The organism is Paenibacillus sp. FSL F4-0243, from assembly GCF_037963295.1.
Classification (GTDB): domain Bacteria; phylum Bacillota; class Bacilli; order Paenibacillales; family Paenibacillaceae; genus Paenibacillus_AQ.
In genome coordinates, this window is record NZ_CP150151.1 from 6,038,751 (window position 1) to 6,063,685 (window position 24,935).

29 protein-coding genes are annotated in these 24,935 nt (G+C 45.9%); 3 read left to right on the forward strand and 26 right to left on the reverse strand.

Annotation, left to right across the window (positions count from 1 at the left end):
- Positions 1 to 9: 9 nt before the first annotated feature.
- The 16 genes from NSS87_RS26770 to NSS87_RS26845 form a co-directional block, all read right to left on the reverse strand.
- Positions 10 to 480: a GNAT family N-acetyltransferase gene (locus NSS87_RS26770; RefSeq protein ID WP_339243492.1), complete on the reverse strand. Its 471-nt coding sequence runs from the start codon at positions 478 to 480 to the stop codon at positions 10 to 12.
- A 122-nt stretch (positions 481 to 602) separates the two neighbouring features.
- The gene (gatB, locus tag NSS87_RS26775; RefSeq protein WP_179086742.1) at positions 603 to 2,036 is read right to left on the reverse strand and encodes an Asp-tRNA(Asn)/Glu-tRNA(Gln) amidotransferase subunit GatB; all 1,434 of its coding nucleotides are present in this window, start codon (positions 2,034 to 2,036) and stop codon (positions 603 to 605) included.
- Positions 2,037 to 2,059: 23 nt separating this feature from the next.
- A complete protein-coding gene (gene gatA, locus NSS87_RS26780; RefSeq protein ID WP_042191806.1) occupies positions 2,060 to 3,517 on the reverse strand; it encodes an Asp-tRNA(Asn)/Glu-tRNA(Gln) amidotransferase subunit GatA in 1,458 nt (485 codons plus the stop codon).
- A gap of 27 nt (positions 3,518 to 3,544) precedes the next feature.
- Positions 3,545 to 3,832 carry an Asp-tRNA(Asn)/Glu-tRNA(Gln) amidotransferase subunit GatC gene (gatC, locus tag NSS87_RS26785; RefSeq protein WP_042131015.1) on the reverse strand — a complete coding sequence of 96 codons (288 nt, stop codon included), beginning with the start codon at positions 3,830 to 3,832 and terminating at the stop codon, positions 3,545 to 3,547.
- 122 nt (positions 3,833 to 3,954) lie between these two features.
- Entirely contained in the window at positions 3,955 to 4,338 is a 384-nt protein-coding gene (locus NSS87_RS26790; protein WP_042131017.1) for a hypothetical protein, read from the reverse strand.
- 244 nt (positions 4,339 to 4,582) lie between these two features.
- The gene (locus NSS87_RS26795; protein ID WP_076285466.1) at positions 4,583 to 5,353 is read right to left on the reverse strand and encodes an ABC transporter permease subunit; all 771 of its coding nucleotides are present in this window, start codon (positions 5,351 to 5,353) and stop codon (positions 4,583 to 4,585) included.
- On the reverse strand, positions 5,350 to 6,264 hold the full coding sequence (locus NSS87_RS26800; RefSeq protein ID WP_339243493.1) for an ABC transporter ATP-binding protein: 915 nt from the start codon (positions 6,262 to 6,264) through the stop codon (positions 5,350 to 5,352). The genes NSS87_RS26795 and NSS87_RS26800 overlap by 4 nt, the downstream gene beginning before the upstream one ends.
- Complete coding sequence (locus NSS87_RS26805; RefSeq protein WP_339243494.1) at positions 6,264 to 6,455, reverse strand: PLDc N-terminal domain-containing protein; 192 nt, start codon at positions 6,453 to 6,455, stop codon at positions 6,264 to 6,266. The genes NSS87_RS26800 and NSS87_RS26805 overlap by 1 nt, the downstream gene beginning before the upstream one ends.
- A 52-nt stretch (positions 6,456 to 6,507) precedes the next feature.
- Positions 6,508 to 6,720 carry a hypothetical protein gene (locus tag NSS87_RS26810; RefSeq protein WP_042191816.1) on the reverse strand — a complete coding sequence of 71 codons (213 nt, stop codon included), beginning with the start codon at positions 6,718 to 6,720 and terminating at the stop codon, positions 6,508 to 6,510.
- Positions 6,717 to 7,052, reverse strand: a complete 336-nt coding sequence (locus tag NSS87_RS26815; RefSeq protein ID WP_042191817.1) for a YxlC family protein — start codon at positions 7,050 to 7,052, stop codon at positions 6,717 to 6,719. The genes NSS87_RS26810 and NSS87_RS26815 overlap by 4 nt, the downstream gene beginning before the upstream one ends.
- The gene (sigY, locus tag NSS87_RS26820; protein WP_042191818.1) at positions 7,039 to 7,584 is read right to left on the reverse strand and encodes an RNA polymerase sigma factor SigY; all 546 of its coding nucleotides are present in this window, start codon (positions 7,582 to 7,584) and stop codon (positions 7,039 to 7,041) included. The genes NSS87_RS26815 and sigY overlap by 14 nt, the downstream gene beginning before the upstream one ends.
- 75 nt (positions 7,585 to 7,659) lie before the next feature.
- A complete protein-coding gene (locus NSS87_RS26825; protein ID WP_339243495.1) occupies positions 7,660 to 7,983 on the reverse strand; it encodes a hypothetical protein in 324 nt (107 codons plus the stop codon).
- A gap of 186 nt (positions 7,984 to 8,169) precedes the next feature.
- Positions 8,170 to 8,802 (reverse strand): MBL fold metallo-hydrolase, encoded by a 633-nt coding sequence (locus NSS87_RS26830; RefSeq protein WP_060625706.1) that lies wholly within the window; start codon positions 8,800 to 8,802, stop codon positions 8,170 to 8,172.
- 1 nt (position 8,803) lies between these two features.
- A complete protein-coding gene (locus NSS87_RS26835) occupies positions 8,804 to 9,370 on the reverse strand; it encodes a thioredoxin family protein (RefSeq protein WP_042191823.1) in 567 nt (188 codons plus the stop codon).
- Entirely contained in the window at positions 9,367 to 9,981 is a 615-nt protein-coding gene (locus NSS87_RS26840) for a DedA family protein (protein WP_042191826.1), read from the reverse strand. The genes NSS87_RS26835 and NSS87_RS26840 overlap by 4 nt, the downstream gene beginning before the upstream one ends.
- Before the next feature lie 357 nt (positions 9,982 to 10,338).
- Complete coding sequence (locus tag NSS87_RS26845; RefSeq protein ID WP_339243496.1) at positions 10,339 to 11,097, reverse strand: SDR family oxidoreductase; 759 nt, start codon at positions 11,095 to 11,097, stop codon at positions 10,339 to 10,341.
- A gap of 217 nt (positions 11,098 to 11,314) precedes the next feature.
- On the opposite strand from NSS87_RS26845, the gene NSS87_RS26850 reads away from it, so the two are divergent.
- Positions 11,315 to 11,653 carry an autorepressor SdpR family transcription factor gene (locus NSS87_RS26850; RefSeq protein ID WP_339248677.1) on the forward strand — a complete coding sequence of 113 codons (339 nt, stop codon included), beginning with the start codon at positions 11,315 to 11,317 and terminating at the stop codon, positions 11,651 to 11,653.
- Between the two features lie 2 nt (positions 11,654 to 11,655).
- On the forward strand, positions 11,656 to 12,309 hold the full coding sequence (locus tag NSS87_RS26855; RefSeq protein ID WP_042191828.1) for an SdpI family protein: 654 nt from the start codon (positions 11,656 to 11,658) through the stop codon (positions 12,307 to 12,309).
- Here NSS87_RS26855 and NSS87_RS26860 read toward each other — a convergent pair.
- The 6 genes from NSS87_RS26860 to yyaC all read right to left on the reverse strand — a co-directional run bounded on the left by NSS87_RS26860 (position 12,298) and on the right by yyaC (position 19,219).
- Positions 12,298 to 14,490, reverse strand: coding sequence for an O-antigen ligase family protein (locus NSS87_RS26860; RefSeq protein WP_339243497.1), 2,193 nt, complete (start codon positions 14,488 to 14,490; stop codon positions 12,298 to 12,300). The two genes, NSS87_RS26855 and NSS87_RS26860, sit on opposite strands and share 12 nt — an antisense overlap.
- A gap of 244 nt (positions 14,491 to 14,734) precedes the next feature.
- The gene (locus NSS87_RS26865) at positions 14,735 to 15,925 is read right to left on the reverse strand and encodes an SAM-dependent methyltransferase (RefSeq protein WP_339243498.1); all 1,191 of its coding nucleotides are present in this window, start codon (positions 15,923 to 15,925) and stop codon (positions 14,735 to 14,737) included.
- A gap of 85 nt (positions 15,926 to 16,010) precedes the next feature.
- Positions 16,011 to 16,817, reverse strand: a complete 807-nt coding sequence (locus NSS87_RS26870; RefSeq protein WP_042191832.1) for a PhzF family phenazine biosynthesis protein — start codon at positions 16,815 to 16,817, stop codon at positions 16,011 to 16,013.
- Positions 16,817 to 17,488 carry a DUF6483 family protein gene (locus NSS87_RS26875; protein WP_339243499.1) on the reverse strand — a complete coding sequence of 224 codons (672 nt, stop codon included), beginning with the start codon at positions 17,486 to 17,488 and terminating at the stop codon, positions 16,817 to 16,819. Before NSS87_RS26875 ends, NSS87_RS26870 begins: the two co-directional genes overlap by 1 nt.
- Before the next feature lie 306 nt (positions 17,489 to 17,794).
- Positions 17,795 to 18,601 (reverse strand): alpha/beta hydrolase, encoded by an 807-nt coding sequence (locus NSS87_RS26880; RefSeq protein ID WP_339243500.1) that lies wholly within the window; start codon positions 18,599 to 18,601, stop codon positions 17,795 to 17,797.
- A gap of 90 nt (positions 18,602 to 18,691) precedes the next feature.
- On the reverse strand, positions 18,692 to 19,219 hold the full coding sequence (gene yyaC, locus NSS87_RS26885) for a spore protease YyaC (RefSeq protein ID WP_339243501.1): 528 nt from the start codon (positions 19,217 to 19,219) through the stop codon (positions 18,692 to 18,694).
- A 145-nt stretch (positions 19,220 to 19,364) separates the two neighbouring features.
- Here yyaC and NSS87_RS26890 point away from each other — a divergent pair, with 145 nt between their 5' ends.
- Positions 19,365 to 19,589 carry a DUF1128 domain-containing protein gene (locus tag NSS87_RS26890; protein ID WP_042191840.1) on the forward strand — a complete coding sequence of 75 codons (225 nt, stop codon included), beginning with the start codon at positions 19,365 to 19,367 and terminating at the stop codon, positions 19,587 to 19,589.
- Between the two features lie 77 nt (positions 19,590 to 19,666).
- On the opposite strand, the gene NSS87_RS26895 is transcribed toward NSS87_RS26890, so the two are convergent.
- The 4 genes from NSS87_RS26895 to NSS87_RS26910 all read right to left on the reverse strand — a co-directional run bounded on the left by NSS87_RS26895 (position 19,667) and on the right by NSS87_RS26910 (position 24,530).
- On the reverse strand, positions 19,667 to 20,671 hold the full coding sequence (locus NSS87_RS26895) for an asparaginase (protein ID WP_042191842.1): 1,005 nt from the start codon (positions 20,669 to 20,671) through the stop codon (positions 19,667 to 19,669).
- A gap of 364 nt (positions 20,672 to 21,035) precedes the next feature.
- Complete coding sequence (locus NSS87_RS26900; protein WP_042131038.1) at positions 21,036 to 21,872, reverse strand: sugar ABC transporter permease; 837 nt, start codon at positions 21,870 to 21,872, stop codon at positions 21,036 to 21,038.
- Positions 21,869 to 23,176 (reverse strand): sugar ABC transporter permease, encoded by a 1,308-nt coding sequence (locus NSS87_RS26905; protein WP_042191843.1) that lies wholly within the window; start codon positions 23,174 to 23,176, stop codon positions 21,869 to 21,871. The genes NSS87_RS26900 and NSS87_RS26905 overlap by 4 nt, the downstream gene beginning before the upstream one ends.
- Positions 23,177 to 23,195: 19 nt before the next feature.
- Positions 23,196 to 24,530, reverse strand: a complete 1,335-nt coding sequence (locus NSS87_RS26910; protein WP_081393153.1) for a maltose ABC transporter substrate-binding protein — start codon at positions 24,528 to 24,530, stop codon at positions 23,196 to 23,198.
- Positions 24,531 to 24,935: the final 405 nt, after the last annotated feature.

Sequence of the window (24,935 nt, forward strand, 5' to 3'; positions counted from 1 at the left end):
TATGCTTCTTCAAAGTGAACCACTCCGATAAAAATCAATCAATTCCACACCGGGAGCAACTTCCTGCGATCCCATAGGTACAAAACCATGCTTGCTGTACAAAGAAACGGCAGGCAGGTTTAGCTTCCCCGTAGATACGATGTATTGCTCCATCCCTGAAAAATGTTCAAATACATATTCCAAGAGACAGCTTGCAATACCTCTGCGGAAAAAGTCCGGTCCCACCATCATCCGCGTAATCGTGAGTTTGCCCGGGGATTCTTCTTCTATAGCAATAGCACCCATCAGTTCTTCATCTTCATCAAAGCAGCCGTAAAAATCCTCTTTAGAGCGGCTGAGCATCTCTCTCGTCTCCATAAGCGGTGGGATCTCACGAAACCCTATTAACTCCGCTTCTAGCCGGTAGGCCTTATGCTGGAGGCTCCATAGTTCATTAACGGTACTATCATCCTGGAGGTTTAGCTTAATAATTGTATTCATCCCTACTAGTCCCCTTATATGCCGCTAAGGGCCTGCCGTTGCCGACAAGCCCTTAGCTTATTACATAAGTATATTACCCCAAGTATAAACAACGTTATCGACTACTAAAGACGATAATCGTTTTAATTGCTCAATACCTCGATCAGAAGTTTATTCGCAAGACCTGGATTTGCCTTACCTTTACTTTCTTTCATAACTTGTCCTACGAGGAAACCGATGGCTTTCTGTTTACCTGCTTTATAATCTTCCACTGATTGTGGATTGGCAGCTACGACAGCTTCCACAATTCCTTTAATGGCACCTTCATCGCTGATTTGTACCAGACCTTTTTCCTCAACGATTGCAGCAGGCAATTTACCGCTCTCTAGCATTTCTTTAAATACCGTTTTAGCGATCTTGCTGCTGATGGTTCCACCTGCAATGAGGCCGATCATTTCCCCGAGCCCTTGCGGCGTAATTTTGACCTGAGACAATTCCAGGTTATTACTGTTCAAATAAGCAAGCAGATCACCCATGATCCAGTTAGCTACAGCCTTGGCATCCTGCGTATAAGTAAGGCATCCTTCGAAAAAGTCCGCTAGCGGTTTAGAGGAAGTGATCACGCCAGCATCATAAGCTGTAAGACCCAGTTCTTCACTGTAGCGAGCTTGCCTTGCATCCGGTAGTTCCGGGATCGTCGAACGAATGGATTCTTTCCACGCATCGTCAATATGCAGCACGATCAGATCTGGATCTGGGAAATAACGATAATCGTGCGCTTCTTCTTTTCCACGCATAGATAAAGTTTTCCCTTGGGCTTCATCCCAGCGGCGAGTCTCTTGTACAACTACTCCACCATCATCCAGGATCTCAGCCTGACGATATTGTTCATACTCCAGTCCACGCAGCACACCGCGGAAGGAGTTCATGTTCTTAAGCTCTGCTCTAATACCGAATTCCTCTTGTCCTTCTGGACGTAGACTGATGTTCGCGTCACAGCGCATCGATCCCTCTTCCATCTTGACATCGGATACGTCGCAGTATTGCATAATGGCACGGATTTTCTCCAGATAAGCACGAGCTTCCTCTGGCGAGCGCAAGTCTGGCTCAGATACGATTTCGATAAGCGGTGTTCCCACCCGGTTGAAATCGACGAGCGACGCAAAACCGCCATCTACGTGCGTAAGCTTACCCGCATCCTCTTCCAAATGAAGACGAGTAATACCAATCCGTTTCGTTTCTCCATTCACTTCAATGTCGATCCAGCCGTTCAAACCAATAGGTTGATCGAACTGCGAAATCTGATAAGCTTTCGGTGAATCCGGGTAAAAATAGTTCTTGCGGTCGAATTTACTAACATCACCAATGGTACAATTTAGCGCCATCGCTGCTTTCATAGCGTAATCTACCGCTTGTTTGTTAAGAACTGGCAATACGCCGGGGTGACCCAGGCAGACAGGACAGGTATGCGTGTTAGGCGGGGCTCCAAATTCAGTGGAGCATCCGCAAAAGATTTTGGAGTTGGTATGAAGCTCTACGTGAACCTCTAAGCCGATGACCGTTTCGTATTTAGACATAAGTAATCCCATTCCCTCCTTTACTACAGCTGTGGACGCTGCTTGTGATGATCAGTATTTTGTTCAAACGCGTGAGCAACACGCAGAATCGTACTCTCGTCAAATTCTTTACCGATAATTTGCAAACCTACTGGCATACCTTCCGCAAAGCCACAAGGAACACTAACAGCAGGAATACCTGCCAAGCTCACAGGAATCGTGAGAATATCGTTCAGATACATGGTCAGCGGATCCTCCGTCTGTGAACCTAATTTGAATGCTGTCGTAGGCGCTGTAGGCCCGATGACCACATCATATTTTTTAAAGATGTCATCAAAGTCCTGTTTAATCAAAGTACGCACTTTTTGTGCTTTTAAATAATAAGCATCGTAATACCCGGAGCTAAGCGCATAAGTCCCTAGCATAATACGACGTTTGACCTCAGGGCCAAAGCCGCGACTGCGGGAATTAAGATATAGATCAAGCAATCCTCCGCCTTCATCTACACGTGCACCATAACGCACACCGTCAAAACGCGCGAGGTTAGATGAAGCTTCCGAAGAGGACAGCAAATAATAAGCTGCTACTGCGTATTCCGTATGTGGTAACGAAACTTCCTCCCAGACAGCACCCATTCCTTCCAGCACCTTAAGTGCGGACAAGACTGTCTCACGCACAGAAGCATCGACACCTGCTCCCAAGTATTCCTTAGGTACAGCAATGCGAAGTCCGGAAACATCACCAGTCAGAGAACTCAAATAATCAGGAATTTCTACTTTAGCTGAAGTAGAGTCCTGGGCATCATAACCAGCAATCGCTTGAAGCACATATGCAGAATCCTCTACATTACGTGTTAATGGTCCAATCTGATCGAGTGAGGAAGCAAAGGCTACCAGTCCATAACGTGATACAAGACCATAAGTAGGTTTGAGACCTACAACACCACAATAGGAAGCAGGCTGGCGGATGGAACCCCCAGTATCCGAACCTAGTGAGAAGAATACTTCGCCTGCAGCTACTGCTGCAGCAGATCCGCCACTGGAACCGCCGGGCACACGCTCTAAATCCCAAGGATTGCGTACAGGACCAAAGCTTGAATTCTCATTAGATCCACCCATTGCGAATTCATCCATATTCAATTTACCGATCGTTACGGCATCTGCCTGCTGCAGTTTAGAAGCCACAGTAGCGTTATAAATCGGCTGGAAATCTTTCAAAAATTGGCTGGCACAGGTCGTGCGTAGTCCCTTAGTTACAATATTATCCTTAATTCCGGCAGGAAGACCAAACAGCAATCCACGTGCTGCTCCAGATGCCAGTTTGTCGTCCAAAGCGCGTGCGGTGCTACGAGCGCCCTCCTCGTTCAAGGTCAAAAATGCATTTACTTTCTTATCCCGCTCAGCGATAATCGCCAGCGATTCTTCAGTCAGTTCACTGACCGATACTTCTTTAGCAGTTAACATGCGATGTACTTCAGGCAATCGATTTTGAAACAGGCTCAAGATTCTTCCCCCTTTCTAATTATGTAGTTATTCCAAAACAGCTGGAACCTTGAAATGTCCGTCTTCATCATCCGGCGCGTTAAGAAGTGCTTCCTCTTGCGTTAGGCTTTCCTTCACAACATCATCACGCATCACATTACTGACCTGCAGTACATGCGTGGTCGGCTTCACATTCTCCGTATCTAGCTCATTCAACTTCTCAGCATATTGTAAAATAGCATTCATTTGTTCTGTAAAGGTTGCCTCTTCTTCCGGGCTCAATTGCAGACGAGCCAGCTTGGCCACATGCTGCACATCTTTAACGGTAATGCTCATAAGATAAATCCCTCCTGTTTAAAGGGCTAAAGCGCCCGGATAACGTTTTTAATTATATTGTAGAAGCTTGGACAATTCAATGATGGGGTTATAACAAAAAAGCCGGCTTTCGCCGGCCTTCCTTAAATCCAAGCTCTAAGATTCACTTGTTTGATGAAATCTGCTTGGGACATGCTTTCGGTTGACGTTGTTTCCGTCTCTTCTGTATCCATATCTTCACCGTTCATCAAATGATGGAACAGCTTCTCATTGTACGTGGACAAAGCATAATCAATTAACGCTTCATGCGTTGCTCTTTCAGCCTCAGCTACTAATAAATGTTCTTCCGCCTCAATGTCTTCAGCCGGAACATAAAAGTTCCTGTTGGCTTCCGGTACACGTATAACATAGTCAAACGCATTATCGGGATTGCGGTCGTAAGCAATTAGGTAGCCGTATTCCCCGATAGGAAGACTCTGCTCAAAAGCGTCCGCAACAATGACAATCTTTTCTCCTAAACGCAGCATCGCCCTACCTCCTGACCCCAAAATCTATCATGATTTTGCTTGTTTCAACAGTCTACTAAAAAAAGATAGAACTGTCTAGCGGCAGTCCAGACGATCCTGAAAATTCTACCAAGCAATAACGCCTTCGGCGTCCCCTAAGGACGATATGCGTTTATGCGAGAAATAGAAGAAAAATGTATAGTGTGAAACTTATACTTTCTTATATTTTTAAATATACTATATTCGATACAGTACAGCTTAATAATCAATCGGGAAAGTTGTTCTTTCTTGTCAAAAGCGCAGCCCCAACAAGGCAAATTATGATCAATACACTTGCAGAAAGATATGGACCTGCTCTAAAGCCCTCTCCAGCTGTAAGAATTCCTGCTGACAGTCCGGAAAGTCCTGCGGGTGTCCAGTCAAACCATGTAGGCAATAAGCTTAAGCCTAATGACAATCCAGCCATTAACGCCAGTGCTAAAAAAGCAGCTACTGGCGGTCTTAAAAAGGCACTAAACAACAACGTAGCCGAGACAACACATAATAACCACAAACCATATACTCCTGAAGCTGCGATAGCATCGCCCCACGGTACTGAACCAATTAGCTGCTCCGTGTAATAAGCTGCACCCGCTGCACCCAATCCAAGCGCAACAACAAGCAGGGTCAGTTGAGCTGTCCATTTAGCGATCACTATTGCTGCGGGAGAAACAGGTCTTACTAGAATTAACTCCATAGTTCCGCTATAGCGTTCTCCAGCTAAAGTATTCATCGAGCCTAGCGCCAATACCAGCATTCCAATTGTTCCATACTGTCCCAGTGCTTGCGCCATCACAACTGCGGCATGCGGTATTTCATACCCTTCCAGCAGACCTGGGGGCACATCCCCGGAGGCTTTTAATATTTCCGGCAAATAATAAATAGTTAAAGGCTGCATAATGCCTAAAATGATGAACACGACAGGTATCCAGATTAGCTTATAACTGCGAGCCATCTCGAGCATTTCTTTTCGATAAAGGACCCAGGTGCTGCTCATACGCCCACCACCTTCATAAATAAATCCTCTAATGTGGAAGAGCCTGCTTCAAATTGCAGCAATGGAATTTCGAGCTGCGCTGCTTCTTGCAAAATCGTCTGGCGGGCCTTTTCTACATCATGCACATTAAATACCGCATGATCTCCAAACAACTCCGACTCCAGTACAAACGGCTTGGAGGCAAGAGATTCCAGCCACTGAATGGCTTCTTTGTGCTTCTCGGTACGTAAACGAATAACAGGAAGGCTGTATTGTGAACGAAGCTGCGACAGAGACCCCTGCTCAGCAATGCGTCCATGATTCATTAAAATAATATCATCACAAATCTCTTCCGCGTCATGCAGCACATGCGTGGAGAAAACTACCGTTGTCTCTTCACGTATTTCTCGTAGCAATTCCATCACTTCCCTGCGGCCGATCGGATCAAGTGCAGATACGGGCTCATCCAGTAAAAGCAGTCGAGGGCGATGCACAAGTGCCTGTGCGAGACCCAACCGCTGCTTCATCCCCCCGGAATATCCACCAATCCTGCGGCGTGCATCGTCTTTGAGGCCTACACGTATAAGCGATTCCAAAGCGCTGCTTGTTGCTTCTTTAGCTCCCATTCCACTAAGCTTTGCAGCAAACACAACATATTCCTGTCCAGTCATCCAACCGTAAAAGGCTGGAGATTGCGGTACATATCCTAGTCCTCTGCGATATTCTGCTCCAGGACGGCTCCCCTCAAACGAAATCATTCCAGAGGTAGGTTCTAGAAGACCCGCCAGCATACGTAGTGTGGTCGTCTTGCCTGCACCATTGGGTCCTAGTAAAGCGACACATCTCCCTTTTTCAATATCAAAGCTTATATCATGTACGGAAATATGCGCCCCATAGCTTTTGCGCAAATTCGTAACTTGAAGAAGTGACATTAGACATCTTTCCTTCCTATCGTGAAATAAGCTACGCTGCCTAATATATTTCCGAAAATAATGATTATAATCCACATCCATTTTGGACCGCGTATTCTATCTGCTTTGGCTAAAGAAATCAAACCGATAATAGCCAGTAAAGCCTGCAAAATGATCAACGGCATAATTAATCCCCAATTTACATCTTCCATGAAGTACCACTCCTTTTGTGTAATGAAAGGAACGAGCTCATATCCTGGACCTTCACATCTTCTTTCTCCTACGTCTTTCCGGTAGAATGACAACAAGTAAATAGACCAAAGCGGGTGAAGGAACTGTAGTTATAGCCCATAGACCCCAGAACCAGGCTTTTCTTCCGCGTCGTCTTGCGTCCCTGAATAGCAATGTCCCTTGCAGCATTAATGCTATCGCTATGCAAAACCATAACCATAGAGGCACATCCTGCAGCTCATTCATTCTTGCGCACCTTCTCTGTTCCTCCTGATCCTCGCTATTCCTAGAGCACTGAGTCCCGCAATAGGAATAATCGCTTGAATAATCCAATAGATCATCGGTGCAGAACCGAGAATGGATAGAAATACGCTGATCAGGATCAACGATATGCCCCAGAATAACAGCAGTTCTTTACGTTCCATGCTCTTTCTATGCACAGAGGCATCAACCATTAACCTCTCCAGTTCCTGTAATGAAGGTGGTGTGATGTCATTATATTGTGCATCTAACCGGTCAAGCTCATCTGAAAGCTTATGCAAATACAACTCAGGCTCCTTATCTTTATCCTTCTCCATCCTCATTCAGCTCCTTTCGTAGTTGGTTAAGTCCAAGGGATACACGCGACTTGACTGTACCTGAAGGAACTCGCAGGATTTCGCCAATTTCGTCATAACTATAGCCATAGTAATGCTTCAGTAGCACAGCCACTCTTTGCGCAGAAGGTAATTTGGAGAGGGAATCCAGCACTTCACTCCACTCTTCCCCCCTGCTCTCAAATCGCCAACGAATCGAACGGATCCCCTGTTCCTGTTGCTCCCGCTGTTTCCATTCCGCTTCACGCTTCCAGCGCCGCTTGCGATCAATAAATATTCTGGTGGCAATTGTGATTAACCAAGAGGAAAAGGAAGAAGTTCCGTTATAGGTGTTGATCTTCTCCATACATCTGACCATGGTGTCCTGTACAAGATCCTCTGCCAGCAACGGGTCCATGGTCACCTTGATTAAATATTTGAATAAAAAAGTATAGTGTTCCCGCAGCAGTGAAGACAGTGCTGAAGTATCTCCCTGCTGTGCCCGTCTGATTCTCTCCAGCGACTGATCGCTCATCTGCCCCTCCATTCAAGATTTCGTTTCTATTTGTAGTACGAATATGTATTATGAATCGTTCATTCCACTCCATAATTATTTTTTGAGATCCCACAACTTACGCCGCCAGGGCTGAATTGTCCCCTTCCTTGCCGGAAAATGCCAAAAAAGAGGCGTTCTTCTGAGCTCGCCTCCTGAAACCACTGGTACTCCCCCGTAAACCTTACAGGTCTCCTGAAGCAAGCCATTACGAAGTTCCTTATTTTCAAATTGTATGTCTCTACGTTCTATGGATGAACAAAAGCCACCCTTTCCTGAACACTCCGAAAAAAATCGGCAATTACTGCTGCAAAAATGGTTCCATTTCTCCTTGGAGTCATACCAACCGTAGTCCAGCGGGTAGTATATATTCTTCTCCATTCTACTTCCCTCCATGCTTTTAAGCCTATATGAAGACAAAAAAAAGAACGCAAACCGGGATTAATTCCGCAGTCTGCGTGCTTCGCGAGGTTAATGTTACATTTAATTAACCTCATTCTAGTCCTTTTGTAGTCTTTTGTCTATTAAAACTTCCTCGGTTTTTGTCGGTTCTACTAGAACCAACGTCTATTGAGGAACATAAGGGTTGCGAATCTTTTCAAATCCAATGGTTGTCCGTGGACCATGTCCTGGATAAACCTTCACTTCATCATCCATTTTGTATAGCTTGCCACGAATAGAATCGAACAGATCCCGTTCCCTACCACCAGGTAAATCTGTGCGCCCAACTCCCATTTTAAAGAGTACATCTCCGGAGAATAGATCATTTCCACAAAGGAAGCTTACACTGCCTGGAGAGTGACCAGGTGTATGGTACACACGGAAGGTGTGTCCAATGAACTGCAGAACTTGCCCTTCTGCCAGATCATATTCCGCAGGATCTGTAGCTAGAGGAGGTGACACCTCCGACCACATTAGTGAACCGTTCAGCTTGGGGCTACTTAGCCATTCACTTTCAAGTGGATGTAAATAAACAGGACATTTCTTAGCTTTACGAATTTCGTCTACACCGCCCATATGATCAAAATGTGCATGTGTTAACAAAATAGCTTCGATTTCCATTCCTTCGATACTCCGCACTAATGCAGCAGGATTCATACCAGGATCTATGATGATACCCTTCGCAGGATCCGCACCTGTCAGTAAGTAGGCATTCGTTTGAAGCGGACCCAGATTAAATGAACGTATATTTAACATCAGTTTAGAATCCGGAAATCAGACTACGCAGTTCTTTTGCGATAACTGCCTGATATTCCGTTCCTTCCCCATAGGCTTGCCCCATGGCCTTACGTGCTTCTGCGATTTTGCTGTCGTAATCAGCGGCCTCACGGTCAGGATTCTCACGTTTGAACTCTCTCATTATACGCTGCACATGCTCTGGTCTAGGACCCCAATGTCCGAGCACATATCCTCCAGTGTCTGCAAAAATCACGACTGGGACAGATCTGCCACCCATGGTCAAGAAATCATCCATAAGCTCCGGATTCTCTTCCAAAATAAATACCTCTGTCTTCATTCCCGCCGTCTCCAGAATACGGAATACAGCAGGAACATTGCGTACTACGTCTCCACACCAATCCGCTGCTAGGATAAGTACCCGCAAATCGTCGCGATGGTTCAGACTTTCGAAATATTCCTTATCGCTCTCATCTTCCCAATTAAACTTTTCATACCAGGATTCAAAAGCCTGTTGATTCTTCGTCATACTTTCTACGAATTGGCGCGGTGTTAGGCCTTTTCCAAACTTTTGAGCTACATTCTGCTTCATTTTGTAGTCCCCTTTTTCTTGGATTTGTACCATTTAAACACAAAGTAAATGATGATCAGAGCGATCGCTACAAGTATAATTTCGTTGGTATACTTAGCTGCTACTTTGTCAATATCTTCCCATTTATTCCCCAAGGTCATACCCAGATATACAAACAGAGCACTCCATGGAATAACAGCAAGCGTAGTCAACAAAGTGAACTTACCTAAAGGCATTTTCGATATCCCAGCTGGAACGGAAATGGCATGACGAACAACCGGAATAAAACGAGCTGTAAAGATTACGCCAGTCCCGTATTTATTGAACCACTCTTCCGAATGGTCAATATGCTTCTTTTGAATGAAAATATATTTCCCGTATTTCTCCAAAACAGGTCTGCCACCATAACGGCCAATCCAATATACAAAAATCTGTGCAATGACTCCGCCGATCGTACCGAATAATACGGCGCCAAAAAAATTAATATCTCCACTCCATACTAAAAAGCCACCGAAAGCCAGTACAATTTCACTCGGAATAACTTCAATCATAAGTCCGATCATAATCCCAAAATAACCAAGACTCTGAATCCATTCAAACAATGTTGAGATCAGATCAGAAATAACATGCAACCGTACTCCTCCTCCCTTTTCCGCAGAATATGGCTATGTATCTAGCATAAACATCTTTGGCGTCTATATAAAGACGCTTAGCGTTTAAACGAGAAATATAAGAACATAAAGTATAGATGCTAAACTTTTACTTTCTTATATTTTTATATGCTCTGCCGCTCTGCTCTATTTTCCAGTTTCTCTTAGCCTATTCTAGCACAAGCAACCTTATCACATCTACTTACAGCGGCGAGCCCATTACCCTATATCGACCCTCTCTTAAAAAGAGTTAGAACGACCTGTATAACCAGAAAAGGTGTACACTTCCAGCAATGAAGATGGAAATGGACACCTGTTTGTCTAAAATGTAAAAGCTATTTAATAAGCGGTCCATCCGGCATCCGCCGTTATTACCGTTCCATTCACGAAGCTCGCAGCTTCTGAAGCCAGGAATAAAGCTATCGATGCGATCTCGCTGCTTTCCCCTGTTCGCGGCATGGACGCCATACCATCTCCTGCCTTTTGACTACCAAAAGTACTCGGATTAGACAAATCAATATTCGTCTTTACCCCACCTGGTGCTATAGCATTACAGCGAATTCCAAGCTTCGAGTACTGATACCCTACATTTTTAGTCATACCGATGACAGCGTGCTTGGAGGCAGTATAGGCCACTCCTGCACGTGATCCCTCTAAGCCGCCGATCGATGCTACATTGATGATACATCCACCTTCTTGTGCCATGAAAATCGGTAGGACCTTACGAATGGCTCTCATGGGTCCGGTGACGTTCACTGCAATTACGTTCTCCCATAAGTCGTCTGTGATTTCATGAGCCGGGGTCATTTTATCCATGATCCCCGCATTATTAACGAGAATATGAAGTCCACCAAATTGTGTACTTGCGGCATCAATCATTCGCTGAGTATCCTCTTCCTTCGAAACGTCTGCCTTTGCAGGATACACCACCCCGTTGCCATGACCTTGTTCTGCCTTCTTGGCCACCGCTTCAACATCCCCCAGATGGATGTCCGCAGCAATAACCTTAGCCCCTTGCTGGGCAAAAAGAAGAGCAATTGCTTCCCCAATCCCAGAACCCGCACCTGTAACAACTGCAACCTTATTCGTCAGCATCATATATCCTCTCCTCTGCTTCTATGTTTCGAACCATTCATCGAATACTTGCCCACAGTTAGTATTAGCAAGGGCATAGCCGCAAACGGCGGTAAATCCAAAGATTCGGTGACAATTTCTTTCTCAATCAAAATGAGGAGAATACGCATTGACAGATAAGAATAAGAATGGTTATTATATATTTAGACAATTACCTAAATATCGAAATGGTGGGTGGAATATGAATGAGTCTTTCAAAGCACTAGCTGACCCTACCCGTCGCCAAATCATTCGGTTACTAAGGGAAAAGGACCGAACCGCAGGTGAAATTGCTGATTTTTTCAACATGTCAAAGCCAAGCATTTCTCACCATCTGAATGCACTGAAGCATGCCGATCTCGTACAGGATGAACGAAAAGGTCAATTCATTATGTATTCATTAAATACGACGGTTCTCGAAGAGGTTCTTGGCTGGTTGCTCGAGCTAACAGGTACGGGAAAGCAAACGGAGACGGAAAGCAAATCACTGGACGGAAAACAAAGCCGTCAGAATATGCATTCTGAGAAGGAGGATGATTGAAGATGAAGGATTTTAAATGGAGATGGCAAGATACACTGATTGTAATATTAGGTTTAGCATCATTAGCTTATGCTTTAATCAATTATGGCAAGCTGCCACAGGAGCTGCCCGCGCAGTGGGGAATTACAGGTAAAGTCAACCGGTATTGGGATAAAAATATAGCTATTTTTATGTTCGGAATCCTGGGCATTGTGCTTCCGCTGATCATGCAGTTCACACGTAGCATCGATCCTAAACGGGAAAATTATAAGAAGTTCGAAAATGCCTATGCTATGAGCAGACTCGCTATTGGGGTGCTTTTTAATCTCATGCTCGTGCTCACGGTTGCTTACGGTCTGGGTAAAGAGATTAATGTGGGTAAAATTGCTATAGGAGCCCTAGGAGTGATGTTTATTGCGCTCGGCAACTACATGCCACAGGTAAAAGATAATTATTTGTTCGGTGTTCGCACAGCATGGACGCTCTCTAGCCCAGAGGTGTGGCGAAAAACACATCGTCTCTCCGGAAGAATGTGGATGATCGGCGGATTGCTTATTTTTGGGGGAGCCTTTTTGAGCGGCACCTTGTCTCAGACCCTTATTATTACGGCTCTTGTACTTGTTATTCTCGTTCCTGTTCTGTACTCTTGGATCATTTCACGTCAGTTAAAATCGTGAAGCCAATACACTAAGCCGTCGACTCAGGTCGTCGGCTTGTTCTGTTATTTGGAACTTCCGGTCATTATGCTGCTCACCTTTACTTGCCTCGTATTCTGCCAACACTCTATACTCCCGCATAAGCTCGTTCCCTGAGGCAATACAGCTTATGGCCTCCATTCGATTCCCTTCCGCTAACTTCTTCCGGCCCATCATAAGCATGCCTTCAATCCCTTTGACCCACTTAACAGAGTTGTATTTATCGAGCTTAATACTTCGGCGTATCCAATATAATGCAGCTCCCGGATCATCACTGTACATCCATCGTCTAGCCATTTCCCAGTTTAAACTTGCATTCTCCGGAGAATATTGCAAACTCTGCTGGAGTATACTCACGCTTTGTTCACCCGTAAGTAGCCTGGATAATGCTACAGCTGTTTTAGGAGACTGGGGATTCCACGCTAGTGATTGCTCTAGCAAATCTACCTTCACCGAGGGATCAACCGTCTGAACTGCTTGCCGGTAGTACCTCTCTCCTTGTGTGGCGTGAAGGGACAATACAGATAGCATGAGACAAAGGCAGCAGGCGACAGTGATGAATAGTCGGCGGGAATATGGGAGTGATAGATTCAAGGATGCCGAGTGAGTTATTAGCGGGTTCGCGGACGCGAAATGAGTGGTGAGCAAACTTATGGACGTAAAGCGGGTATTCGCAGATTGATGTTTCTGCTCATATTCAGACAGGGCAAGTGCTGGCAGCCAAAAAAGCAGCAGCCAGATTAATCCGTAGCTCCAGTCAAAATCGACTGCGCTATGCATAACGATAACCAAAAATGGCGGCAGCAGACGCGGCGATCTCTGAGCCAGCAGCCAGCCTGCTGCTAGCAGCATAAGCAGTATGGCTGCCAGGCCGACAAATCCTAGGTTCAACAGGATGTCGAGATAACCGCTATGCACTTGGCTGCCAACATAAGGGCGAGATTGGGCGGCGAGGTATGAACTCCGCCAAGTCTCGCCCCCGCGCCCCAGCCAAGGTGCCTCTACCGCCAGCCGCCAGGCGTCGCGGTAGAACAGACCACGCGCGGATACCGTCGATAACGGTCCGGTGATCCGCTCGCGCACGTGCAGGAGGACGGCGGTGCCAGCCGCCGTCCAACCTGCTGCCGCCAATGCCAGCATGGCGGCTCGGGCAATACCCGCCGCGCTGCGCTGGCGGCGGCACAGCCATAGGCCGGCTAGCAACGCGCCGGCCCAAAGCCCGGCCAGCAACAGCAGGCCGGGCAAAGGCTCTACCGCCAACCCGGCACGGGCCAGTTGGCGGTAGATCAGCGCCGCGGCGACCACGGGCGCGGCGCCAGCGGCAAGAAGCGGCGCGATGAGCTGCCGCTTCCAGAGCAAGACGGCGGCGCAGGCGCAAGCCGCCGTCAGCCACGCGCCGCGCGACTCGCTGAGGAGCAGCGCGGCGGCGTACGGGAACAGCGGCAGCAAGCGCAGCAGCGCGGCGGCCGTGCTTCGCGGTTCTCGCCGCTCTAATCTATCGCATCCATCCACACTCTTCTGAGGTCTTACATAATAAGCAGCGACAGCAAACAGCCGCTCCAGTAGAAAAACAGCCATCACAGCACCAAAGGCATTAGGATATTCCATCAGCCCTGCTAATCTGGCACCTGTAATGCTTACTTCCGATGAATTACTGTAGGCTATAGCGAAAGGTAACTCTACCACCCCGCACACTGCCAGCAAAGCACTTATGCTTAAGAACATGCCCAAAATAGACCACGCAGCAATGATAAGCTGACGCCCCACCCGATTCAACGCGCAAAAACAAACCAAAAATGCAAAGCTAGCATACAAGCCCCACCGTAATATTTCATTCATTGTTCCCTGTGCCGAAAGAGGATCTCTTAGCCAATGAATCAGATAGAGTGATAGAACTATTAAAGGTGCAGTCAACATTATTTTCAAAGCTCTACGTACTCCACCTGCTCCCCCTGTGCTACTTCTCCACTTGCCTACTCCAATGTACAAATAAAGCAAAGCCACAGAACACATCACAAACCATAGGGTCAGAAAGAGGTACATCTCCTCTGTAAAAAAAAATCCACGCAGCAAACAAGCTCCTACTCCGGCTGCGATGACTAAGGCTGCACTAAAATATACGATTATTGAATCCAGACTCCGCTCTCTGTTAACGCTCCCCATTTAGATACCCCTATATTCGTTAAGTTATCTCTATCCTTTCCACATTTCCCCTTCGCAAAACTAGAATGCAAAAAGGACGATACCTCTCCACGAAGGAGCTGTACCGTCCCAATTCTCATCAAAAAAGCTTGATAGTTACAAAGAGTGAAACTAACCTCTGATATTCGCTACTGTATCCTAATGTAATTGCATAATGTACAACTATTTTTCGAAAAATCCCGCCGGATGGGGAAAATTGCTCGTGCTACCCCTCCACCGAACTTTCACTCGGAAGCAGGTCAGCACATACGCGCTCAAGGTAAGGTTTCGCCCCTATAAAATCACGGAATGCGGTGTATTCACGCCATTTGACGGAGTTATCACCACCCGAGCTTTTAACGGCGCGGATTAAAATATTCTTCGGTGTATTCTCCAGGTCGATAAATTCCAGCAGCTGGCTGCTATAACCCATCATATCGAGCAATTTGGCACGGATAGCATCCGTAGCCAAGGCAGAGAAACGCTCCTTAAGTATCCCATGTGAAAGCATCGGACTCATTACTTCATTCTCAATCTGCGCGAACAATTCATGCTGACAGCAAGGCACAGACAAAATGACGGAGGCGCCCCAACGTACTGCTTTTTCGAGTGCAGCATCTGTAGCTGTGTCACAAGCATGAAGCGTTATAACCATATCTACCTGATCCAGCTCATCGTACTCGGCAATGTCACCCACAAGGAACTTCAGGTGATCATAACCGATTTTCGCAGCAAGCTCATTACAATGCTCGATTACATCCGCTTTTAAATCAAGTCCAATAATATTAAGCTGCCGCTTCTTGCGGACGGTCAGATAGTGATAAAGAGCAAAGGTCAAATACGATTTACCACAGCCAAAATCAACAATCGTTAATGGCCGTCCCGTTGGCAGATCGGCAAGCACATCCTCAACCATCTCCAAAAAACGGTTGATCTGCCGGAACTTATCGTATCGCTTGGCCAGCACTTTTCCTTCTCTGTTCATAATGCCAAGCTCCACAAGAAATGGGACAGGTTCTCCATCCTCCAGCACATAACGCTTGCGGCGGTTATGTGCCAGATCCGGCTCTTCTTTTTTACTTGGAGACTTGGTAAGGATGGATACTTTGAATTTCTTGCTAATCAGCACCTGATAATCCGCTTCCACCGTGCATAACAAGCCTTGGCGATATGATTCTCTAAATAAAAGAGTCATGTCCTCCGCTGCTAATTCTGCCGGTACGTTGCGATGTTCAACCTTTGTACCAATATAGGACGCAAACTGATAATGCAACTTACCTTTTAGTTCGACAGGTTTAATCTGTACCTTCGTACAGGTCTCCCCTTTGTTACGTACTTGGCTTAAGGTAGCCATAATCAAGGTACGGTCATTAATCAGTTGTTCAATAAGAGCTTTTAAAGATTCCACAACGCACATCTCACTTTCGGGATTAAAAATGGAGAATCATTGTCTCCTAACCATCATCGTTCCATTATATCACGGCTCTACAAGAGTTATCCTATCAGGGCTTCACATGCAGCTCTCCACTAACAATAGTTATTGCTCGGCCAGACATCTTAATCTGATCTTTGCTTACCTCAAGTTGAAGTAAGCCTCCTCGTTCGGAAGCTTGATAAGCGGTCAACTGCGTACGGTTAAGTCGACTAGCCCAGAAAGGTGCTAGCGCAGTATGCGCTGAGCCTGTGACCGGATCCTCATTTACCCCCATCTTCGGTGCAAAGAACCGTGACACACAATCAATGCCTTCGATGGAGCTTTCTGCAGTAACCGCAAAGGCTCGCTCTTCAAGCCGGGATAAAGCCCCGAAGTCTGGGCTAAGTTCGCGAACTAGGGATTCCTGATCGAGCCGTACAAGTACATTGTCAGCATAGAGCATAGTTTCTACCACATTTTCTTCTGTAATACCAAGCGCTTCTATAAGAGCCGGAATTGTAGGAGAAGACTTAAGCTCATAAGGCGGGAAGTACAGTGAGATGAGGTCATCCGCACGAGAAGCTCTAAGCAACCCACTGCGTGTATAAAATCTAGCTTCCACCTCTGGATCCAGCAATCCCACCTCCCATAATATATGTGCACTCGCTAGAGTAGCATGGCCACATAAATTAACCTCAACCTTGGGCGTGAACCAGCGCAGACGATATCCATCATTCTCCGGCCAGAGAAATGCCGTCTCTGACAAGTTCATTTCTGCTGCTGTCTTAAGCATAAATGCCTCGTCGACTGGATGCTTCAGCAAGCATACTGCTGCCGGGTTTCCTGAATATGCTTTTCCTGCAAAGGCATCGATAATAAATAAAGGGGTATTCATTAGGCTTCCGACTCCCTCCGAACTTCTGTGATCCGGCGCCACTCTTTCCATCCTTGTTCCACTTCATGGATAGGAAGCGAGCCTTGTTCCAATTCTTCCGGTGATTTAAGCAGCAGCCGTCTGTACAATTCATCACCTTCCAGTGAGACATCTTCCCCCTGCTCCCATAGTCGATACAGACTGTCCTCCGCTTTACTATAATGTCCGATTGACTCCATATAATCTAGAAGCAGCCGTTCCGTCTTGGCTGGAAGACGATACGCTTTGACTTCCTCCAGAAGTTCATTAATATCCTCTGTCATCTGCAGCATTTCTCGATCAGCGCCGTGCAAATCTGCGTACAAAAATAAATGCAGTGCTCTCATACTTCTGAATAGTGCCGCGTCATGATCGCCATTTGCAGCATAAATGCTGCCCTCTTCCTTAAGCAGCTTAGCTACACCTTGAAGCTTATCTGACTCCAATACACCGTTAAACCGGAACATATCTATAATATCTTCTACAGATAGTGAATTTAAAAGACGTGAGTTCAGCGGAAAATGTCGGTTCAATAGCTCATCAATTTCCCATAAGGCTTCCGTTGTCTTCCGCTCTTGCTTCAGCGTTAGAACCTTGGCAACCATCGCCGTCATATCTTCGATCATTCGGACAATATAGTCTCTTCGGAACATGAACTTCCCCCTTTTCCATACTGTAACTGTGAAGCTTTTGTATCTAGGTATTATATGTGTTTTATTCATTTATCTTAAACCATTGCACTACGCTATGCCACTAAAGCAATTACGGAAAAAATAATGACTAGAATCCTTCTACTTATTGACATGAAATGCCGGCCGTCCCACATTGGCGGCGTAACAACCATAGCTATCTTTGCCGGATTGGGAATCCGTAAGTTTCAATAGTCTCCTAAAAAAGAGGCAGCCCACGCCAGTTACTTTGACGCGGAGCTGCCTCTTTTTGAATTATTATTTCAGCGATCACGAATGGCTGTTAATACTAACCGTAGCTTGGGTGAATTCCTTGATAACCTCAGCTAACCGTTCAGGAGCTTCAAAGAGGCTCATGTGGCCCGCTCCAGAAATCGTAGCTTGCGTTATATTTGGTTTATCCGAAGTAAAGGTGCGCTCCGCAGGAATCAGTTCATCCTGCTCGCCAGCAACAAGTAGTACCGGCAACGTGGTAGCTGTGATCACATCACGCCGATCCGGACGCTCGCGCATCGCCAGCGCAGCTCCCGCTGCTCCTTGTGGAGGCGTTTTGTAACCAATTTCTTTAGCTCGCTCCAGCAGCTTCGGTGATGCAGAAGCGGTTGCTTTAGCAAAAATTCCTGGGACGAAGCTGTCCACAAAAGGAGTAATGCCTTCATTTTGAATCCTGCTGACACTTTTCAATCGATTCTCCCGAGCTTCTTCACTATCCGGATATGCAGTAGAATGGATTAATCCGAAGCCCTTCAATCGAGAGGCATACCGCTGCGCGAACGAAAGTGTAATATATCCACCAAGAGAATGTCCCAGCATGGTGCATTCAGAAATTTCTAGTGTATCTAACAAGCCCAGAACATCGTCTGCCATTTGTTCAATAGTATAGGGGCCTAGTGGAGCCTCTGAAGCTCCATGACCACGTAAATCGGGAGCAATCACTCGGTAGTCGCTGCTTAAGATGGGAATGATTTGTTCCCAGTATTCAGCACTTCCGCAAAAGCCATGCAATAATACAATAACCTCGCCTTTCCCCTGATCACTGTAGCAAATATTGCTTCCGTCACAACGTACTCTTTCCATGGCTGCTTCCCTCTTTCCAAAATACTAAGATATATTAACTAATATCTATTATTAAGCAAAACAGCTCTCCTTGAAACCGGCATCCTATTCTTAACCCCCAATTCCAAACCCTTTTGCTGCTGCGGCGGCAATTTGTTCAGCCATAACCATAACTCTATGTAGTGGAGTCGTCTGCAGCGTCCGATAGGGCTTGGGACCGTTGATATCTACAATCGCCGCCAAGCTATAATGCCCCACTGCGGGAAGGCATACCCCCACCGATTGTGCTGGCTGAAGCGGCTCATTCGAAACGAAGTAATATCCAAGAGCTATTGGAGGTCCTAGGCAAGCATCCACAGCAATAATGATATGCTCAGATGGAATCTCAGCGACTCTGGCCACCAAATTATCTGCATCGCAAGGAGATGGCAACGTACCGATTACGTGCGGAAAGCCATATTCCAGAAGTTTGCTGCCTGTTAGTGGACCGAGAGCATCACCTGTAGATCGATCCGTTCCGATACACAGAAAGGTAACTTTCTTAGCTGAATGCAGCGCTGCAATTTCCATAAAAAAGGACACCAATCCTACATCGTCCATTTTGCTTCGTTTACCGCTTCCCTGTTCTCTAATTGCCAATACCTTTCCTCCCTTCGATGATATTTTTTGATTTCATGCCTTTAATTTAACATGATTTCTGTGAGCCCGACAAAAAAATGGTGATCAAGCTCACAATCATGGTAAAATACATGAATCAGTGTACAGAAAGGATGTTAATAACCCTATGGATTTAACACAACCTAGTCAGGAAAATGTTGAATATATGATCGAGGCCATCAAGAACAAACTGAAGATGGCAAGTGCTGCTGCAATGCAAGCCTCCGCTTTTTCAGTAGATAAATATGAAGATATCTTCGATGTCTATGAGGTAGCCATGGGCAGCGATAGACTCAGTATTTCTCAGGTGGAAGCGCTCGTCTCCGAACTCGGCCGTCTACGTCAGAAATAATTGTTCTTCGTTTACAAAAGGAGCCCGTCGCTGCGAATCCGAGATGGATGCGCAGCGACGGGCTCCTTTTTAAGTTCCTATTTCATGAAATGAAGCTGAAATTCTGTATCTGCATGACCTACCCGTGTACCACCATCATTGTAGATCACACCTGAAAATGCATTACGCAGCTTTTCCAAAGTATTTTTCTGACTGTATCCAATCTGATTTAAAATCCCCTGTACAATAAGTCCCCACTCTTCTTCTGATCCATCCAGAATCTTGAAGGCAATACCCAGTCGCTCGCGGCGCAACCCGAAGCAATATACGCCTTTAAATCCACCCTTAGCAATAATATTTTCATCTTCCAAAAGGATTGAATCAAGGCGTCCAGACCCAGAAACCATCTCCGGATGAGCATTCATGGCCGCAGTGATTGTGGTGACCGCTCTGCGAGTTGCCTCGTCAGCAATTAAATCAGGATTGGCTAATTTCAAATACGCAGTCGCCAAGGCTGTCAAAGGCATGGCAAATACCGGCAGACCGCATCCATCCGTACCTAGACCAATACTGTCTGGTGCTACACCAGCCATATAAGCAATCGTATCTATAATTTCACGCTGAACCGTTTGCTCCGGCTGAGAGTATTCTTCAAGTGGTAGTCCTTTGAGCTTACTATATGATAAAATCCCCATGTGCTTGCCCGCACAGTTATGATAGAACTTTCTTTTGCCCGTGCCGCGAATGGCATTCTCTCTACTCGTATAATCCAGTGGATAGCTAGTGGCACATATCATTTGTTGCTCATCGATCCCAATCTTGGAGGAAATACTCTCTAGCGCGGCAACATGGTAGCTCTCTCCTCGGTGAGAAGCAGTCATTAGGGCAACCTCTGCGGGTGTAAAACCATAATGCTCCACGATTCCTCCACGAATGCCTGGGATAGCCTGAAGTGGCTTGGCCGCAGAACGGGTAAAGGATACAAACTCAGGATCACCTGCATAGCCCTTTACGTTCCCGTGTTCTCCTACGATTGCAATATGTCCGCTATGGACACATTCCAGCAAATCTGACCGATATTCTCTTACTAATACTGTTTCCATGGTAACTCTCCTCTTTTCTCTTTGCTGCTCTATAACTCACAAGGATTTATTAGGATTCTACATTTAATAAATGCTAGAAAATAACCCCGTGCTCCGGGGATTTTTTGTACATCACAAACTCCCTTAAGTGTTAGTTCCATGAGGAATTCTACTCCTATTTTCATCATTCTTCAATCCTCTCCACACCAAGAAGATTTTAGAAACCACACAAAAACAATTCCATCAGCAATAAATCCTGAATGACAGGAACATAAATGAAGCTTTTAAATTAAAAAACCACTCCCGCATCAGATTCTTGCTCTTCTGAAAAGGAAGTGGTTTTTATAGAATTCAGTACTGCTGTAGAGTGGGAGCGCAAATCGAACTAACCCTTACTTGCACCCGCGGTCAGACCGTCCACCAGGAATCGCTGAAGGAAAATGAACAGTAGCGTGACCGGGAGAGCAACCAGCACCGCTCCGGCGGCGAACAATGTGAATTCAGTCGAATTGCTTTGATTCACCATCCGGAAAAGCCCGACAGCGAGCGTTCTCGTCTCTTCCGTACGCAATACAAGGTCAGCGAATATGAAATCCACAAAGCAGCCATTAAATATCATAAGACTGGCATAGGTAAGCATCGGTTTGGACAGCGGGATCATTATAGAGAGAAAAACTTTCATATGACTCGCCCCATCCATCCGCGCAGCATCTTCCAGACTTTTAGGAATAGTATCAAAAAAACCTTTAGCCACAAACACATTGGTGATAATGGCGCCACTGCTGTATACAAGCACAAGTGCCCAATGGGAATTCAGTAGCCCAAGTGTGTTCAGCAGCACGTAAACTGCAATCATAGCCATGAATCCCGGAAACATTTGCAGAACTAGAAGCGCGGTCAGTGTCGTTTTTCTGCCCGTGAACCGATAGCGAGAGATGGCATACGAAGTCAACAGCAGCAGAAAAGTGCCAAGTAGCGTAGACAACGCTGCAACCTTTAGTGTATTCATGAACCAAATCAAATATTTAGTTTGCTCAAACAGTTCCTTGTAATGAATGAACGTGAAATTTTTAGGAATCAACGAGTCGCTGAACAAACTGTTTCCCGTCTTGAATGAAGACATAATAATCCAAAACGCTGGAAAAAGACTAATAAAACTGAGCACAATCAGTAGCAAATGGCTTCCAATCGTTTTAAACGCTTCTGTCAGTTTTGGCTTCATGCAATCATATCCTCCTCTTTGTAGGATCGCGTTCGGCGGTAGCTCCAGATGGAGAAGGTCGCGACCAGCAGGAAGATGACAATCCCGATTACGGAAGCAAAGCTGTATTGCGATTGGTTAAGCGCCAGTTTATAGAGCCAAGTCACCAGCAGATCCGTATGGCCCGCGTACTGGTAATCCGGATTAACCGGTTCTCCGTTGGTCATCAGGTAAATGACGTTAAAGCTATTAATGTTACCGGCAAACTGCATGATCAGGATTGGAGCAGTCGCGAACAGTACCATAGGCAGTGTAACCATGCGGAATTTGTAGAATGCCCCAGCACCGTCCACTTCAGCAGCTTCGTACATATCCCTTGGAATCGTTGTCAGTACCCCAAAGGCCAGAATCATGGTAACCGGAATTCCGATCCACATATTAGCCAGAATTACGGTGACCTTTGCCCAGAAAGGATTAGTCAGCCAGGCCACCCCCTCCAATCCCAAAGCTCTTACATAACTATTGATCGGTCCGAACTGATTATTGAACATATTACGCATGACGAGCAGAGAAATCATATTAGGAATAGCAAAGGGAACGATCAGCAGTGTACGCCAAAGCTTTTTCCACCGAACACGGGGCTGGTGAATAAGTACAGCGATGAGCACACCTCCAATGTAAGTCGTCGCAGTAGCAATAATCGCCCAGATCAGTGTCCAAGTCAGCACTCCGCCGAAGGTTGAACTCCATACATCCAAACTTAGCATTTTATTAAAATTACCGAACCCCACCCATTCTACTAGATGCGCAGGCGGTAAAATCGGGTCGGCATAGTTCGTAAACGCCAGTAGCACCGAAAAAACAAGCGGCAATATCGTCAGAAAAACCACTGCCACAAAAGGAATCGCTAGTACAAGATAGGCGAAGTTTCTACGCCCCATATGTCTGAGCGATTCACCGAATGAATGAATGGGCTCATTCCGGTCCCGCGCAGCTCCAACTAGAAAGGCATCCCTGATATTCAGTAAATGAAAAGCTGTATAAAACAGCAGCGCCAGCAATGACATCAGACCATTGATCATCATAAAAATGGAGTGATCGCCCTCCACCATCCGGGTTAATTTACCTACCTTGACCATACGGCTTGGAAATTCACCAAGTGTGATCAATCCCCGCAAATAACCCATTAGATCATGAGCAATAAAATAGATTCCAGCAGACCCCACCAGCAGGAATACTAATCCTTTCAGCCACTGTCGATTGAAGAACTGGCCCAGTCCCGGAATAATAGCCGAGAGTAGCGCTGCACCTGTTTTTTTGTGCATAGCTCAAGTCACCTGTCCTTTACTTCGAATCCAGATCGGCCTGAATCGTTGATACAGTCTTATCGAGCGTCTGCTTAACATCAAGACCCGGGTCGTTCCACAGGGATACAAAAGCTGCCTTTAGCGGTTCCCAGACGGATTTGATTTCCGATAGAGAAGGCATCGGCACGGAGTGTTGGAACTGCTCGAAGAATCCACTTATAATCGGATCATCTTTGATTACCGGCGCTTCTCCGGCTTCAATGCTCGCAGGAATCGCACCCGTCATTTCAAAGTTCTTTAGCTGATTCTCCTTGCTGCTTGCAAAATGTGCGAACAAGCGGCTAGCGACCGGATATACCGTATAGGAATTGACATAATACGATTTAACACCGGAAAAAGAAATGCTGTCTTGACCATCAGGTCCCTTAGGAAGAGGCGCCACTCCAAGGTTAACATGATCCTTGAACATCGCTATGGACCAAGGCCCGTCGATGTTCATCGCCAGCTTGCCTTCCTGAAACAATTGAGTTTTAACGTCATAGGTGATATCTCCTGCATTCAATGGGAGAATTCCTTTTAAGCTCTGAAGAAAGGTAAATCCTTTGACGGTGCCTTCATTATTCAAGCCGATATCTTTGACATTCGTATTGTTGTCACCGTAAATGTATCCGCCGAAGCTGCCAATGAATGGATAGCTGTAATACCCGACGAATTCCCACATGATCGCAAATTTGTTCTCTTTCGGCTTATTGTACGTATTGGCAAAAGCGATCACATCATCCCAAGTTTTTGGAGCTTCGGATATCAGATCCTTGTTGTAGAACAGCGCATAGGTCTCCACCGATTTAGGATAGCCGTACAGGATACCGTCATAAGTCGATGCCTGAATAGCTGTCTCCACCATAGTTGATTTCGTTTCTTCCTCAAACACATCATTTGGCAAAAGCAATCCCGCTTTGACAGCCTGACCAATCTGATCATGCGGGAGAGTCAACACATCGGCGGCTAGTTTGGACGGGCCATCTGTCGCCAACCTTGTTCCCTGATCACCGCCCGCCATTTCCTCAACCTTGACAGGAACGCCGTATTCTTTTTCGAAATCAGCGGCTAACTGCTTCATGTACTCAACCTGCTCCTTGGCTTCCCAGACCGTTAATTCGGCCCCAGCTTCCGGTTTCAGCTCCTCTTCGGCGGGATTCGTCTCATTTGTAGTTCCCCCCGGCTCGTTCACTGTGGAATTCGGGCTTGAATTCGGCTGAGCCGTAGAGTTCCCATTGCCTGAACCGCAAGCCGTAACCGTCAATGCCAACAGCAGACTTAGGGTCAAACTAAATGATACCGCTTGCATTTTCGATCGTTTACTCTTCTTCATTTGCTCATCTCCCCTTTATTCATAAGTGATCAGACCTAACACGCATAGAAAAAGAGCATGCAAAAAAGGTACAACCTCATTCGCACAAAGTGCCGAGGTTGTACCTTTTAGGTAACAGTGCCTTTAATTTGTTTGCGTATTAAGAAAAATCAAGTTCGTTCGCCCTCATTCTATAATACCCATAATTTGGATTGCAATCAGAGTATAGATCCAAATGGGGTTATTTAATAGCACTTTTCTTGTTTTTCCTTATATTTTCTCCTTTTTTCAACTACATACTAAATATTCCATATTGTGAATTCATGTGAAATAATCTCTTGCTTTAATCTTGAGGGGTATGATAAGATTCAGACAAAATTTAAAGGCAATGAAACCGCCAAGGGTTCAACCTCTGATTATCATGAG

Bases quoted from the DNA above. Each gene is read 5' to 3' on its own strand.
- NSS87_RS26770 (WP_339243492.1), bottom strand. From the start codon at position 480: ATGAATACAATTATTAAGCTAAACCTCCAGGATGATAGTACCGTTAAT.
- gatB (WP_179086742.1), bottom strand. From the start codon at position 2,036: ATGTCTAAATACGAAACGGTCATCGGCTTAGAGGTTCACGTAGAGCTT.
- gatC (WP_042131015.1), bottom strand. From the start codon at position 3,832: ATGAGCATTACCGTTAAAGATGTGCAGCATGTGGCCAAGCTGGCTCGT.
- NSS87_RS26790 (WP_042131017.1), bottom strand. From the start codon at position 4,338: ATGCTGCGTTTAGGAGAAAAGATTGTCATTGTTGCGGACGCTTTTGAG.
- NSS87_RS26795 (WP_076285466.1), bottom strand. From the start codon at position 5,353: ATGAGCAGCACCTGGGTCCTTTATCGAAAAGAAATGCTCGAGATGGCT.
- NSS87_RS26800 (WP_339243493.1), bottom strand. From the start codon at position 6,264: ATGTCACTTCTTCAAGTTACGAATTTGCGCAAAAGCTATGGGGCGCAT.
- NSS87_RS26805 (WP_339243494.1), bottom strand. From the start codon at position 6,455: ATGGAAGATGTAAATTGGGGATTAATTATGCCGTTGATCATTTTGCAG.
- NSS87_RS26810 (WP_042191816.1), bottom strand. From the start codon at position 6,720: ATGAATGAGCTGCAGGATGTGCCTCTATGGTTATGGTTTTGCATAGCG.
- NSS87_RS26815 (WP_042191817.1), bottom strand. From the start codon at position 7,052: ATGGAGAAGGATAAAGATAAGGAGCCTGAGTTGTATTTGCATAAGCTT.
- sigY (WP_042191818.1), bottom strand. From the start codon at position 7,584: ATGAGCGATCAGTCGCTGGAGAGAATCAGACGGGCACAGCAGGGAGAT.
- NSS87_RS26825 (WP_339243495.1), bottom strand. From the start codon at position 7,983: ATGGAGAAGAATATATACTACCCGCTGGACTACGGTTGGTATGACTCC.
- NSS87_RS26835 (WP_042191823.1), bottom strand. From the start codon at position 9,370: ATGAAGCAGAATGTAGCTCAAAAGTTTGGAAAAGGCCTAACACCGCGC.
- NSS87_RS26845 (WP_339243496.1), bottom strand. From the start codon at position 11,097: ATGATGCTGACGAATAAGGTTGCAGTTGTTACAGGTGCGGGTTCTGGG.
- NSS87_RS26850 (WP_339248677.1), top strand. From the start codon at position 11,315: ATGAATGAGTCTTTCAAAGCACTAGCTGACCCTACCCGTCGCCAAATC.
- NSS87_RS26855 (WP_042191828.1), top strand. From the start codon at position 11,656: ATGAAGGATTTTAAATGGAGATGGCAAGATACACTGATTGTAATATTA.
- NSS87_RS26860 (WP_339243497.1), bottom strand. From the start codon at position 14,490: ATGGGGAGCGTTAACAGAGAGCGGAGTCTGGATTCAATAATCGTATAT.
- NSS87_RS26865 (WP_339243498.1), bottom strand. From the start codon at position 15,925: ATGTGCGTTGTGGAATCTTTAAAAGCTCTTATTGAACAACTGATTAAT.
- NSS87_RS26870 (WP_042191832.1), bottom strand. From the start codon at position 16,817: ATGAATACCCCTTTATTTATTATCGATGCCTTTGCAGGAAAAGCATAT.
- NSS87_RS26875 (WP_339243499.1), bottom strand. From the start codon at position 17,488: ATGTTCCGAAGAGACTATATTGTCCGAATGATCGAAGATATGACGGCG.
- NSS87_RS26880 (WP_339243500.1), bottom strand. From the start codon at position 18,601: ATGGAAAGAGTACGTTGTGACGGAAGCAATATTTGCTACAGTGATCAG.
- NSS87_RS26890 (WP_042191840.1), top strand. From the start codon at position 19,365: ATGGATTTAACACAACCTAGTCAGGAAAATGTTGAATATATGATCGAG.
- NSS87_RS26895 (WP_042191842.1), bottom strand. From the start codon at position 20,671: ATGGAAACAGTATTAGTAAGAGAATATCGGTCAGATTTGCTGGAATGT.
- NSS87_RS26900 (WP_042131038.1), bottom strand. From the start codon at position 21,872: ATGAAGCCAAAACTGACAGAAGCGTTTAAAACGATTGGAAGCCATTTG.
- NSS87_RS26905 (WP_042191843.1), bottom strand. From the start codon at position 23,176: ATGCACAAAAAAACAGGTGCAGCGCTACTCTCGGCTATTATTCCGGGA.
- NSS87_RS26910 (WP_081393153.1), bottom strand. From the start codon at position 24,530: ATGAAGAAGAGTAAACGATCGAAAATGCAAGCGGTATCATTTAGTTTG.